Genomic DNA, 14,665 nt, shown 5'->3' on the forward strand with positions numbered 1-14,665 from the left:
CATAATAAGTGTTACAAAGGCTAATGTCCAGGCCGCAAATACATATAGTAGCAGCTTTTTTGGGGATTGTGACTTTTTCATTTTTCAGAATTTTTCTGGTTTGATTAATACATAAACCAAATAACCAAAAACGGCGATGGAAACAATAAATAGTGCTGTCATGATTTAGATTTTTTCGAAGAATTCAACAGATTTGAAACAAATAGCAAACAGTAAAACTGCCAATGCGAGTAAAAGAAAAGTGATCATAAGATTATTTTAGAGTTCAGATTTTAGATTTTAGATTGTCATTCGATTAAACGATTAAACAATTAACCGATTAAACTTTTTATACGCCCGAAGTATTAACTTGCTTGATATATTCCGCTTTAAGCGTTTGAGGAAAAAGATGAGAAATATTGCAGTGACGCATTTCCATAAAAGAGGAGACGGAGAAAATGTAGACATTTGAAATCGCATTTTTGGTTTCAAAACTTCCTGTAATAAATAACCGTTCAGCAAGTGCCAGACATTTTTTGGCTCTCACAATATTTCCGGAAATAATAGATTTTTTAGTAATCTCGGCAAAGCGTTCGGCTTGTTTGTAGATTGAGGTGACTTGATTTTTCATTTTGAATGAATTTTTTTGTTCTTCCTCCTTATGCCAAAATATGTTCCGAAAAAGTAAAGTTGTAGGTAAAGTGTTGTAAATAAAAGGAATGTGGTTTTGTGCCAAAAAACAGGCATAAAAAAAGCCTATCAAAATGATAAGCTTTTATTGAAATGATAGGGATTTAATTTTAAAATTTGAGTTCCGGAGGAACGCCATATTTATAGAAAAACATAGATTTGTTGTTAGAACCCCATCGGGGTGACAAATTTAGCAACCCAGATATATCATCGCTCCGCTGGAGCTTTGTGTAAAACAGATTAAATTGTCTATAAATATTTTGCTCCGCTGGAGCTTTTAAATGGAATTTGGAATTTATCCGGATAACTATCGAGATTGGAATTTTATTTTTTTTATTGAATACTATATTCTTCTAATTTTCGATACAAAGTCGCAATTCCAATTTCCAGTAATCTTGCCGTTTCTGCTTTATTACCTTTTGTATAATTTAAAACTTTCTGAATGTGCAATTTTTCAACGCTTTGCATCGAAAAAGCCGACATTGATTTGGTTGCTTTTTCAGGTTGATGCTGCATTTCATAAGGTAAAACATCTGAAGTTAGAGTGTTTCCATTATTCAGAATAACAGATCTTTCAATCACATTTTTAAGTTCCCGAATATTTCCCGGCCAGGAATAATTTTCTAATTTCTGAAGAAAATCATCTGAAATATTTAATGTTTTTTTATTCGTTTTTTCAGAAAATTGTTTGACAAAATAATTTGTTATTGACGCTATATCTTTAACTCTTTCTCGAAGCGGCGGCAGTTTTATTTCGAAAATATTCAAACGAAAATACAAGTCAGAACGAAAACGGTGTTCGTCACTTTCAGTTTTTAAATCCCGGTTTGTTGCGGCAATTAATCTGAAATTAGATTTTTTTGGAGTTGTATCACCAATTGGTATGTATTCACTGGTTTCCAGAACACGTAATAATTTGGCCTGCAGTTCAATTGGCATTTCTCCAATTTCGTCTAAGAATAAAGTTCCGCCATTTGCTTCTTCAATAAAACCTTTTTTATCTTTTAAAGCTCCTGTAAAAGCTCCTTGTTTGTGTCCAAAAAGTTCGCTTTCCAGAATTTCTTTGCTAAAAGTACTACAGTTTAAGGCCACAAAAGATTTTCCGACACGATTACTATTTTCATGAATTGCTTGTGCAAAAACTTCTTTTCCGGTTCCGGTTTCGCCCGTTAGTAAAACAGTCGAATCGGTTTTGGCGACTTTTTTTGCCAAATCAATAACCTGTTCAATTCCTTTTGATTTTCCTATAATAGTATTAAACGAATATTTATCACCTATGCGTTTTTCAAGCTGTTTTACTTTTTTTTGTAATTGTACTTTTTCTACAGCTTTATAAAGAAGCGGAATAATTTTGTCGTTGTCATCGCCTTTTACGATATAATCAAAAGCACCGTTTTTCATGGCCTGAACACCATCAGGAATATTCCCAAAAGCGGTAAGTAAAATAACTTCGACCAAAGGAAAACTTCCTTTTATGTTTTGCAGAAAATCAACGCCGTTTCCATCCGGTAATTTTACATCACACAAAACAACATCAATATCTGTTTGTTCGAGTTTTTTAAAACCTGATTTCAAATCTTTGGCTTCAATAACTTCAAATCCTTCCGATTTTATAATGCGTGCCAATAGACTTCTAAGTTTTTCTTCGTCGTCTATAATTAAAATTTTGTGTATCATTTGAGGAAAAGGTTAAAATCGAAATTCATTTTAACACTACAAATTTAGGTTTTAAATTACTTTTCTTTTTTGATTCATTGGAAATTCTTGTGAAAATTCAATTTTTAAAATAGTTCCGTTATTGTTTTCCATCGAAAATTTGGCTTCTAAATCGTCACTTAAACCTTTTATCAGACTCATTCCAAACGAATTTAGTTTTTTGGCACTAAAATCAGTATCAATTCCAATTCCGTTATCCGAAATTGTTAGTAAATAATGATTCTCAGTTGTTGCTTCAAGCGTTACATAAATCATCCCGTTTCGTTCATCAGGAAACGCATATTTGATAGAATTGGTAATGGATTCATTCAAAATAAGTCCAAGCGGAACGGCTTGTGCTACATCTAATTCCAGTTGATCTATTTTTAATTCAAATCTGATTCTTTGCCCAAGCGAAAAAGATTCCTTTAGATATTCAACCAGTTCTCTAATATAATTCGGCATATTAATCGTCGAAATATTTTCAGAATTATATAATTTTTGATGAATCAATGACATCGAATGAATTCTGTGCTGACTATTTTTTATTGCCGACAAAGCCACATCATTATCCAAATATGCCGATTGCGAATTTAAAAGACTGATAACCGTTTGAAGATTATTTTTTACACGATGATGAATTTCTTTCAGAAGCCATTCTTTTTCATCCAATAAATGCCTAAGATTTATATTTTTCTGATTGATTTCTTTTTCCTTAAGTTCTAGTTTTGCATGATTTCGTTGTTTTAATCGGTATCTGTTGTACAATAATCCAATTGTAATAAGTAATAAAATCAAGCTCCAGATCGAGACACTATTTAAAAGTTTAGATTTTTGCAATTCGCTTTTTTGCAGTTTATCCTGATCGTTTAAAAAAATGATTTTTTGCTCTTTATTAGCCGTTTCATATTGAATTTTAAGTTCATCTATCTGTTTGTTTTTATCAACTCCATGAACAGAATCATTTATTTTTTTATAATTTTTAAAATGTGCTAAAGCATCTTTATAGTTACCATCAATAGAATCTGTTTTATACAATAAAAGCTGTAGAGCTTCTGAATTGTAGTTTTGATTATAAGTCTTGGAAAGAGCAAAAACTTTGTCCTTATAATGCCTGGCGCTGTCGGGTTTATTGATTCTGATATAAAACAAAGCCATTATTGTATATTGATGAATAACTTCTCTAAAAGTTTCCGGCGCTTTTAGCTGTTTTGCATAATAGTCGGTTTCTTTAAAATATTTTTCGGCTTTAGCAAAATCTTTCAGCACTTCATAACAATTAGCTTTTATGTAAGCAACAGACATTTTATCAAAAGTACTTTTAGGAGGAAATTCTGCGGTTATAGAATTGATGTAATCAACAGCTTCTTTAGTTTTTCCTTTTAATGATAAAGCAGCTACAGCACTAAAAAAACTTTTATACCAAGTACCGGTATTAATTGTCTGCCGACCGATTTCGATACTTTTTTTGTATAAGTCCAACGCTTCCTGATGATGACCGTAATGATTATAAACATCGCCCAGGCGCATATAAAAGACGTCCCCAAAAGTATAATCCTTTTCAGCTTCCATTCTTTTTACACTTTTTAAGGCATAATATAAAGCAGTTTGTATATTGTGCTGAAACAATTCAATATAAACAATTGTGGTTTCTGCAAATTGCTGATGTGCAAAGTTAATTTTTCGCAGATCGGCCAAATTTTGGTAGAGTCTCTTTTTAGCTTCGTTGATTTTTCCTCCCCAAAAATAAATGGTTGTAATTTTCATGTAATTTTCGATCCTTTTTTCTTCTAATCCTAAAGAAGCATAAAGCGAAACAGTTTCTTGCAGAATTTTTTCTTTTTCAGGATCTAAGTTGGATAAGAGAGTTCCATAAGCATCCAGAGCATCAGCAAGACCTGGTTTATCATTTAGTTTTCGGCATTGGGTAATAACCTGCAAAAAACATTTTTTTCCTTCAGCCTGATTATTAGCCTGAAAATAATATTTACCTAATAAGAGTAAACTTTGATGTTGCCATTTTTTTATTTTAAGTGTATTACTCAAATCAAATGATTCTTTTGTATACAAGAATGCATTTTGTAAATCGTCGGGTTTTGTACCAGGTTTAAAAAGATAAAAATTTCCTAGTTGAAGTAATAATTTAATTCGGTCTTCATTTTTTGATTTTAGAAGTAATTTTTTAACTGCATTAACTTTTCTCTTTTCAATTAAATCATTTCCAATCAGGTAAGAGCCATCATTAAATCCTTCATCATAAGCTAACGAAACAGGTAATTTATAAGCTTTACAAGCCAAAACAACAGCGCTGTCTGCATCTATTGCACCTTGATTTGAATTATACAAATACATTGAGCTGGCCTGAATGAGCAATCTTTTTTTCTTTAAATCATATTTAGCGACTGAAGGTGAATTTTGTGCCAAAGATGGAAGAATAATGAAGAATAAAAAATTGAGAGAATAGAATTGCTTCATAATTTGGTGAGAATTAGTTTTTTGGAAGTTTTCGGAAACAAATATAAAATAAAAGACATGTGGTCTTGTGAAAAAATATGAAGAAAATTCACATTAAAGTTGTTTTTGATGATTTATATTTGGTAAAAATGTTATTTTACTTGCAATAATTAACTAATTTTATACCAATAAATTACAGGTTTATAACACTAAAAATGCCACAATTATGAAAACGGTTTCTGAGTTTCCCAATAATTCATCTCAACCTACTTTAAAAAAGCGAATTTTAATTGTTGAAGATCAATTTATTGAGGCTCATGATTTGCAGTTAATTCTCGAAAAAGCAAATTACGAAGTAATCGGAATTTCGCGTTCTGTTGATCAGGCTTTGGAACAAATTCAAACGGAAAAACCGGATTTGGTTTTTGTGGATATTATGTTGAAAGGAAGCAGAAACGGAATTGAACTGGCTCAAATTTTAAAAGAAAACCATATTAGTTTCATTTATATATCTGCCAATTCAAGCAAAAGTATTTTAGATCAGGCCAAAATTACCCAACCTTATGGTTTTATCGTAAAACCATTTCGTGAGCAGGACGTTTTAACAACACTGGAAATTGCTTTTTATCGTCAAGAATATAGTTTAGAATCGCAATTAATGCAGCAGTTTCAGTTGCAGAATAATATTGCAGAAATTATAAAATTAAATCTTAAATGGGAAAATGCTTTGTTGGCATTTGCAAAAGTGGTACAGACTTTTATCTCTTTTGATTATTTAGAAGTTGGTTTTTTAAATACAACGCATTATGCAAATCTTGGCGTCATGCGTAAAAATGTAGATGATTACCAGATTATTAATCCCGAAAAGTTTTCAAAAATTGCAGATATTTCTATAAAAGAATTAGACGAGACTTATAAAAAATCAAAAATAGATTTAAAACCTGTTGTTTATAGTGAAGAATCTTTAATCAATAATTTTCAGGTTGCGCCTATAAAAGGTCTGATAGCGCATAATTTCGGAATTAAATCTTATTTGGTTTTTCCTCTTTCAATTGCAGCAATTCAAAAATTTCATTTCACTTTTTACAGTCGAAATTTTAATGTTTATTCTCCCGAAAATATAGCAGTTTTGAGTAATCTTGAAAATACATTTGTTCAGTTTATTACTAAAATGTATCCCAAAACAAATTCAGACTCAGACCAAAAAGAAACAATTATTAAAGAAATAAAACCAATTAATAAATCAGTTGGTTTTGAAGGGATTATTGGAAATAGTTCTCAAATGATTACTGTTTTTGATTACATTCGAAAAGTAGCACCATCTGACACTTCAGTTTTAGTTTTAGGAGAAAGTGGAACAGGAAAAGAGAAGATCGCTCAAAGTATTCATACATTGTCTCCAAGAAAAAATAAGCCTTTGGTGATTATAAATTGTGGTGCAATTCCAGAAAATCTGGCCGAATCATTGCTTTTTGGCCATGAAAAAGGCGCTTTTACCGGAGCGATGGATAAACGAATTGGTAAATTTGAACTGGCCGATGGCGGAACAATTTTTCTGGATGAAATAGGAGAAATGCCAATGGAACTTCAGGTAAAATTATTGCGCGTTTTGCAGGAAAGAGAAATTGAAAGAATTGGAGGAGCATCGCCTATAAAAATAGATGTTCGAATAATTGCTGCAACCAATAAAAATTTGGAAGAAGAAGTAGCTGCCGGAAGATTTAGAATGGATTTGTATTATCGCCTGCACGTTTTTCCGATTATAGTTCCGTCGCTTAAAAAACGAAAAGAAGATATTCCTGAATTAGCGAATCATTTTATAAAAGTATACAGTGAAAAAATGGGACGAAAATCTCCATTACTTTCAGATTTTGCATTACAGCAAATTACAAACTACAATTGGCCGGGAAACATTCGTGAATTAGAACACGTAATACAAAGAGCTATTTTGCTGACAGACGGAAACACAATTAAAGAGATGGAATTTTCGACATCTTCAAAAATGCATGCAGAACAAGCAAGCGAATCATTTTCGATCAAAACCATTTTAGAAAATGAGCGAGATTATATTTTATATATTCTGAAAAAATGCAATGGAAAAATATCCGGAATTGGCGGAGCTGCTGAAATCCTGGATATTCATCCATCGACATTAAATTCAAAAATCAAGAAATTAGAAATTAAAAGAGAAATGAATTAGAATAAAAACAGACACAGATTTGCAAATTTTTACTACTTAGTTGGTGAAATAAGATCTAATCTGTGGCAAAAAACTTTAGTTAATTTCCTTTTCGTTATCCTTAATAAAGGTGTCTGTATTTTTTAAATACGGATCAACAACAATAAGTTGAGGTTTGGTTTTGAGTTTAATTTTCCCTTTAACTACATTATTTTTTATTAAAAAAGGATAAGAAAACAATTTACCATTTTCATCGTAAACACCAATATCTATTATAGAATCATTTTTAATCAGTTTTCGTTTTCCGGTTGCATTCTCAGAATATTTTTTAGAATTTACTTTAAAAGAAATTTCATAAAAATTATTCTTTTTATTGCTTTCAACCGAAACGACATTTGATGAATAGGTAATAATTTGTTTAAACATTTCATCTAATTTGTAATGCAATTTTTGATCAGTTACCGAATGAATTTCTTTTAATAAATCTTCAGAATCAGGAATTTGGTTTGGATATTTATAATGATTTAGAAAATTTTTTAAGGCAAGATTTAATTTTTTCTCTCCAATTAACATTTGCAATTGATGCATTACAAGCATTCCTTTATCATAAGGTAAATGCGGTGTATCATAATTTGTTTTATAAAGAGGTGTTTCCGGATCATAACTTCGGCTGCTTAAATACAAATCCAGATGAATTTTTAAAGTTTCAAGAGCTTTTTCTACACCATGTTCTTTTTCATAAAGCATTAGTTCAGTGTATTGCGCTAGTGTTTCTGTTAAAATCCAGCTGCCTTCTTTTTGTTCCGGACTAATTTGTGCATTTCCCCACCATTCGTGCGACAACTCATGTGCAGTTAATTGATTGATAACATCTTCCTTATCTTTATGGGAAAGGTCGCTGTAAAAACCAAAATTCTCTTTCATAAAAACCGTCGAAGGATATGAAGTTGCTGCAAAACCATCGGCGAAAGCAGAAACTTCGGCATAACGGATTGTTTTATAAGGATATTTTCCAAAGTTGGTTTGACAATAATCTAAAGTATTTTTTACATCTTGTATTAATTTCGAAACATTTTTAAAATGTCTTTTGTCATAATATACTTCAATTGTAACTCCTTTATAATTTGTTTTTTGAATTTGATATTTAGCAGAAGAAAAAGCAAACCGAAACGGAATCTTCCCATTTGATTTATAATGAAAATAATTGCGATTGTTTTTTGTCCATTTTCCAATTAAATTACCAACACCAATTGCCGTTTGATTTTGAGAAGTTGAAACCACAGCATCATAATCAATAAAATTGTATGGACTGACTGTTTTGTCTTCGAGTTTTTTTAGCGGAGTTTGAGATTTCAAATACCTTTTTAAACGTTCCTTTTTACTGCTGATTTCATTCGCATCCTGATAACCAAAAGTTGGGTAATAACGACTTATTCGCATAAAAGAACCATTTTCTATAACCGAATTAAAAGAAGTATGACCTTTAAACGGCGACCAGCCTGATTTAAATGAAAATGAAATTTCCATTTTTTGATGAGGTTTAAGCGGTTTTGCTAAACGATACCAATAATGATTGAATTGAGAAACGTCGTTTAATTTTACAGCATTCGGAATTTTGATTGAAGTTAGTTTTGAATTTCGATCTATATATAGGAGTAAACTATCAATTGCTTTTTCAGAATTATTAATCAATTGATATTTCCCAGACACTTCATAACGATTTTCTGCAGGAAACAAAGCAACATCACTTTTAACGGAAGTTATTGTTGGTTGAGGTAAATCAATATATTTTTTAAATTGTAACTCATATTGTTCGCTCCAATTGTTGTGATCTTCTTCAGTTAAATACGGATATTCAATATTGGTTTTATAAAACAGAAAACTTCCAAAACCAATAAAAAGAAGAATTGCCAAAGTAAAAGTTGTTTTCTGAAGTGAATTCAGCGAATGTCTTCGAAATGATTTCAGGATGGAAGTATTTCTTTTCCATAAAACACCAGTTAAGATTAGTAAAATTAAAGCCAGTCCAAAATTGTACAACATCGAAACATGAAACGAAATAGGATATTTTCCAAAACCATTCAAATCAAAATACTCTCTTTCAAAAGGATTTCCAAACCTTAATAATGGATGCGAAATCCCTAACTGTTCCCCAATTCCGGTACTTATCAAAATCGTAATAATAACCGCTGCCGAAAGGCCTAAATATTTATTAGGTATAACAGTTTGAATAAAAACGATTAAAACAGAAATCAATAAAATAGGCAAACCTAAATAATAAAATAACGAAAAATAAAGTCCAAATTCTATAGGAGCATTGGCATCAACGATTTGAAAACCACAACCAATTAAAATACTTAAAGCAATTATAATAAGCGGAATTGTAAAAAATGAAATAATTTTTGCTGTTAAAACGACCGTTTTTTGATGAGGCGTTGTGTTTTCCAACATTTCAAATCGAGATGTTTCACTTCGGTTTATCAATTCATTACTATAAAAAAGCAAAATGATAATTAGAATAAAAGGTAAACGATCCATAATTGTGCTAATCATCAAAGCTGTATTCGTAATATTTTGTGCCAATCTGATTCCGCCATCAATCTCATCTGAAATTTCAATTAAAAGCAATCCTGAAAATAAAATAACTATCAATAGAAACGGAATTCCTTTTAAAATTAAGGAAACATCCATTTTAATGTAGCTTTTTAAAACTAGAAAATTATGTTTGAAAGTTCTAAATTCGATATTTTTTGGTGCTTCTGTAGAAAATGAAAGAGATTCAATTTTTAAAACCTTAAATGATTTTACCTTTTTAGTTTTCGTTTTTCGGAAAGGAAATAATTTATAAGAAAGAAATAATAGAAGAAAGGAAACATTTATCCATAGCATTCTATTCAATAAAAAATTACCGGATAATTCCAGAAGATCATTATTCTTTTGAATTGAAGTCCAATATCGTGTTTGTTCTAAAAATGCCGCCAATCCAAACGGATCTATTTTTGCCGCAAAAGACATCGCCGCTGCAGACGAAGGAGAAGCATTCGCAAAAATAGGAGAGTTGGAGAAAAGCGAACCTGCGATATATAAAATGTAAATCAGAAAACCGCCAACATAAATAAAGAGTTTACTTCTGGTTAACCAAGCCAAAGTCGTTAAAATAGAAAGACACAATACGATATTAGGAATCACCAAAACCAAATACGGCCAAAAATAATTCAAAATAAAGAATGGCCCAATTTCATCTTTTGAAAGCCAGGGCATCAAATGACCAATCATCATCCCGATAATAAACATGCCAAAAGAAATAACAGTTATGCCAAAAGCGACAATAAATTTACTTCCTAGATAATTGAACTTAGAAATAGGAGTGGTGAAGATAATGGAGTCGAATTTGGTTTCATATTCTTTTAGAAAATTCTGCGCAACCTGAAGTGTTATCGAGAATATCGTCGTTAAAGAAATCAAACCAATTGCATAGGTCAAAACATAAGGACTGTTTTTGTAAGCGCCGGAAAACGAAAAATTCGCAAAAGCACTCATAAAAAATCCCAGGATTAAGTAAACTAAAAATGTGGCATAAAAACTCCAGTTTCTGGTATTGTTATGCCATTCAAATTGTATTAATTTTAAAAGCATAACGTTATTTTTTAAGTTGATTTGATAAAACACTAAAATAAACATCACTTAAATCAGGCGAAATTAAGTTGAAACCAGAATCTGGCTGCTGATCCGAAAAAACATGAATATTCAATTTACCCGAATTCAAATGCGAGGATATAATATTAAAATGCGTTTGATATTCTGCCAATTCAGATTTATGAATGGCTTTCATCCAGATTTTATCTTTCAATAAATCGATTGTTTCATTTGGATTTCCTTCCAAAATCAATTTTCCGTTTGAGATAATTGCCATTTTGGTACACAAATCCCGAACATCTTCAACAATATGAGTAGACAAAAGCACAATAATGCTTTCGCCAATTTCACTTAAAAGATTATTGAATCGATTTCTTTCTTCAGGATCAAGTCCCGCAGTTGGTTCATCGACAATAATAATCTTCGGATTTCCCAGTAAAGCCTGTGAAATACCAAATCGCTGACGCATTCCGCCAGAAAAAGAGTGAACCGCTTTGTCTTTGTGTTGCAATAAATTGGTTTGCTGCAATAAAGTCAGAATCTGATGATTTCTTTCCTGTTTATTCACGATTCCTTTCAAAATCGCTAAATGATCTAACAAACGATAAGCCGAAATCTTAGGATAAACCCCAAATTCCTGAGGAAGATATCCTAGATTTTCTCTGATAAACATTGGGTTTTCAAGAATATTGATTCCGTTAAATTCAATTATTCCCGAAGTAGGTTCCTGTAAAGCCGCAATGGTTCGCATTAAAGTTGATTTTCCAGCTCCGTTTGGCCCCAATAAGCCAAACATTCCGTTAGTAATTTCCAGTGACACGTCGTTTATAGCCTGCGTGCCGTTCTCATACATTTTGCTGAGATTTTTGATTGATAAACTGTTCATTTTGTGATTGATTTAATGATTGATTGAAATAATTATTTTGAAAAAAATAGGCAATAAAATCCCTGTCGACATCAAGAGTCGATTTTTTTTTAGTTAAGATTTAAAAGATTTATTCGCTTACGTACTCTAAAATATCGCCCGGCTGGCAATCTAATATTTTACAAATAGCTTCCAGAGTATCAAATCTGATTCCTTTGGCTTTTCCGGTTTTCAGAATCGATAAATTAGCAGGCGTGATTCCTAGTTTTTCAGCCAACTCTTTACTTTGCATCTTGCGTTTAGCAAGCATTACATCAATATTTACAATTATCGGCATGATTATATAAATAAGTCTTGTTCGTTCTGAAGGTTTAAACCCTGTTTAAAAATAGCTGCTAAAAAATAAGCAAATATTCCCAACATAAAATGTAATACAATAAATATTGAGATCTCATTATCTAGTGAAACAAAAATAGAAGAAATAAATATGATGGTACCAGGTAAAAATAAATTGCCCAAATAAAATCTTCTTAAATGTTTAATACCATTTTGAGTAAATAATTTAGGCTGAAAAAACACTTTAAAGACATTGCTAATCAGTAAAAAGAAAAGTCCGTAAAGACTCAAAGGCGACAAAAAATCAAAAATAATATAGGGTAAATTGTAATCGCCCAACATTAGCGGATGATTCGTAAAAGGATAACAAATCTGGAAATACTTTCCGTCATCTTTAAAATTTAAAAACCATCCGGTACTTAAAGTAAGTAAAGAATAAATTGATAATGTAAAATAAACAATAGCCAGAAATCGTGTTACGTAAAATAATATTTTAGAAACAATGTGAGTGGTTTTCATTTGTGCTTAAATTAGTTTTGTTGTTGCAAATATATAATTAATTATCGTAAAACAATAATTAATTATTGAAATATACTTATTTGTTATTGTTTTTGCTTCCAAGGAAAACATTATAATTCTATTAACACTAGAAAAGAAAAGACATCTCTATAAATGAATTAATTTTGTATAAATCAAAAATTTTCATGAAAAACCCAATTTCAATCTCCATATTAGAACTCGCTATCATCACACAGGATAGCAATGCGACAGAAACATTTCAAAAAACAAAAGACATAGCCCAACTCGCAGATAAATTAGGTTACAAGCGTTTTTGGCTAGCTGAACATCACAATATGGCACACGTTGCAAGTACGGCAACAGTTGTTTTAATAGGATATATTGCTGGACAAACTCAAAATATCCGTGTAGGCTCGGGCGGAATCATGTTGCCAAATCATTCTCCTTTAGTAGTAGCCGAACAATTTGGAACCTTAGAAACGCTTTATCCAAACCGAATTGATTTAGGATTAGGAAGAGCGCCAGGAACAGATCAGCCAACCGCCGAAGCCATTAGAAAAGACTTTTTTGAACAGGCGCAGCGCTTTCCTCAAAACGTAAGCAAACTTCAGGATTATTTTTCAGTCGAAAATGCTACAGCAAAAGTGCGCGCTTTTCCGGCCGAAGGCGCAAATATTCCAATCTGGATTTTAGGTTCAAGTATGGAAAGTGCAGCTCTTGCCGCGGCTTATGGATTACCATATGCTTTTGCGGGGCATTTTGCACCACGCCAAATGATTCAGGCGTTTGAGTTTTATCGTGAAAATTTCCAGGCTTCCGCCACTTTAGATAAGCCAAAAACAATGGCATGCGTCAATATTATTGCAGCCGATACAAATGAAGAAGCTGAATTTTTATCAACAAGTTTGTATCAGATGTTTCTAAATCTCATTCGTGGCGATCGCAAAGGGCTACAGCCACCTGTACCGTCTTTAGATGATATCATGAGCGAAGAAGAACGTTTTCATGTCAATCAAATGACGGCATGTACTTTTACGGGAAATAAGGAACAACTGGTAATAGATCTTAAAAAGTTTATCGACTATTCAAGAATTGATGAACTAATGGTAACCAGCCCAATTTTTGATCATCAGAAAAAACTAAAAAGCATCCAAATCACTAAAGAAGTAATTGATGCTTTAAACTAATTATCCATACCTATATATAAGGTGTATTTTTGCATATTATATAAAGAGTAGATTTACTCTTTCCTAACCCCGACATTTTTTAAACTTGTCGGGTTTATTTTTTGCTACCTATATATAAGGAGAAGCTTGTTTAATTATATATGTATAGTTTATCCTGCTGAACTGAAGCCGAAGTATCGCCCAATTGGAATTTTGGAGTTTGAAGAATTTGGAATTTAGTTTTTAGAAGGAGCTATTTCCCGCTATGCACTACAATCTTTTGTGCCGAACCCCGGCACAAAAGGATTTTCGTTACTATCGGGGCTAGGGCATTAGTTTTCAAGAAAACATTTGGATAAAGAGAGGAAAATTCAGGAACAAAGAAGAAAACTTAGTGCCTTTGCGACTTTGCGCGAAACAAAAACCAGCCCAAAATACAGCTTTGTGCCTTTTCCATTCCAATAAAAAGAAGAAAAACAAAAATCTTGGGGCCTTAGTGCCTTTGCGGCAAACCCATCCAAACCCACACAAAGCGGCACAAATCCACAAAACCCCAATCCGATCAAAAAAACTTTGCATTGTAAAAACCGTTATACCAGTGATTTAGAAAAAAGATTAAAATTATATAAAAAAAAGGCTTGTAAATGTAAATAAAGGTGCTACTTTTGCACCCGCAACAGCGACAGACGTTCTAAGAAATACTGACAGGCATACGGATTTTGGAAAGAAAATTTTTTTCAAAAAAAGATTCAAAAAAGCTTGTGAGATTTAAAAACAGAAGTTACATTTGCACCCCGCAAAACACGGAAAGTTCATTGACAGATTGGTAAATAAGAGGAAAAAGGAAATTAAAATTTCTTTAAAAAAACTTCAAAAAACATTTGCCAGTTAGAAATAAGTTTTCTACTTTTGCACCCGCTTTGAAACACAAGCGAAACAAAATTGAAACACGTTCGTAGACATATTGAATTGACAGCCGTTTTGAAAGAGATTTCAAAACAAAAGAATAAGAGTAATGGAATCGAGAGATTTGAAAAGAACCGATAGAGAATCATCGCATAATAATTAGCTTAGATTTATTTAAGCAAACAATATACGATGAAGAGTTTGATCCTGGCTCAGGATGAACGCTAGCGGCAGGCTTAA

The 14,665-nt window shown here is 31.8% G+C and carries 10 protein-coding genes; 2 read left to right on the forward strand and 8 right to left on the reverse strand.

Features of this window, described 5'->3' with window-relative positions:
- Nucleotides 1-84 precede the first annotated feature (84 nt).
- The 4 genes from kdpF to BUE22_RS18710 form a co-directional block, all read right to left on the reverse strand.
- Nucleotides 85-162 (reverse strand): K(+)-transporting ATPase subunit F, encoded by a 78-nt coding sequence (gene kdpF / locus BUE22_RS18695; protein WP_073075461.1) that lies wholly within the window; start codon nt 160-162, stop codon nt 85-87.
- Between the two features lie 166 nt (nt 163-328).
- On the reverse strand, nt 329-610 hold the full coding sequence (locus tag BUE22_RS18700) for a DUF7674 family protein (RefSeq protein WP_042564085.1): 282 nt from the start codon (nt 608-610) through the stop codon (nt 329-331).
- Between the two features lie 392 nt (nt 611-1,002).
- Nucleotides 1,003-2,346 (reverse strand): sigma-54-dependent transcriptional regulator, encoded by a 1,344-nt coding sequence (locus BUE22_RS18705; protein ID WP_073397324.1) that lies wholly within the window; start codon nt 2,344-2,346, stop codon nt 1,003-1,005.
- 51 nt (nt 2,347-2,397) lie between these two features.
- Entirely contained in the window at nt 2,398-4,839 is a 2,442-nt protein-coding gene (locus BUE22_RS18710) for a sensor histidine kinase (protein ID WP_084540285.1), read from the reverse strand.
- Between the two features lie 205 nt (nt 4,840-5,044).
- On the opposite strand from BUE22_RS18710, the gene BUE22_RS18715 reads away from it, so the two are divergent.
- On the forward strand, nt 5,045-7,018 hold the full coding sequence (locus tag BUE22_RS18715; protein ID WP_073397328.1) for a sigma 54-interacting response regulator: 1,974 nt from the start codon (nt 5,045-5,047) through the stop codon (nt 7,016-7,018).
- Nucleotides 7,019-7,093: 75 nt separating this feature from the next.
- Here BUE22_RS18715 and BUE22_RS18720 read toward each other — a convergent pair whose 3' ends face one another.
- The 4 genes from BUE22_RS18720 to BUE22_RS18735 all read right to left on the reverse strand — a co-directional run bounded on the left by BUE22_RS18720 (nt 7,094) and on the right by BUE22_RS18735 (nt 12,353).
- On the reverse strand, nt 7,094-10,633 hold the full coding sequence (locus BUE22_RS18720; RefSeq protein WP_084540287.1) for an ABC transporter permease/M1 family aminopeptidase: 3,540 nt from the start codon (nt 10,631-10,633) through the stop codon (nt 7,094-7,096).
- Between the two features lie 4 nt (nt 10,634-10,637).
- A complete protein-coding gene (locus BUE22_RS18725; RefSeq protein ID WP_073397332.1) occupies nt 10,638-11,519 on the reverse strand; it encodes an ABC transporter ATP-binding protein in 882 nt (293 codons plus the stop codon).
- A 109-nt stretch (nt 11,520-11,628) separates the two neighbouring features.
- Nucleotides 11,629-11,835: a helix-turn-helix domain-containing protein gene (locus BUE22_RS18730; protein WP_073397334.1), complete on the reverse strand. Its 207-nt coding sequence runs from the start codon at nt 11,833-11,835 to the stop codon at nt 11,629-11,631.
- A 2-nt stretch (nt 11,836-11,837) separates the two neighbouring features.
- Entirely contained in the window at nt 11,838-12,353 is a 516-nt protein-coding gene (locus BUE22_RS18735; protein WP_042564042.1) for a DUF2975 domain-containing protein, read from the reverse strand.
- Nucleotides 12,354-12,538: 185 nt separating this feature from the next.
- Here BUE22_RS18735 and BUE22_RS18740 point away from each other — a divergent pair, with 185 nt between their 5' ends.
- Complete coding sequence (locus tag BUE22_RS18740) at nt 12,539-13,540, forward strand: LLM class flavin-dependent oxidoreductase (protein ID WP_073397336.1); 1,002 nt, start codon at nt 12,539-12,541, stop codon at nt 13,538-13,540.
- Nucleotides 13,541-14,665 lie beyond the last annotated feature (1,125 nt).

Origin of the sequence: Flavobacterium pectinovorum (assembly GCF_900142715.1) — a bacterium.
Classification (GTDB): domain Bacteria; phylum Bacteroidota; class Bacteroidia; order Flavobacteriales; family Flavobacteriaceae; genus Flavobacterium; species Flavobacterium pectinovorum.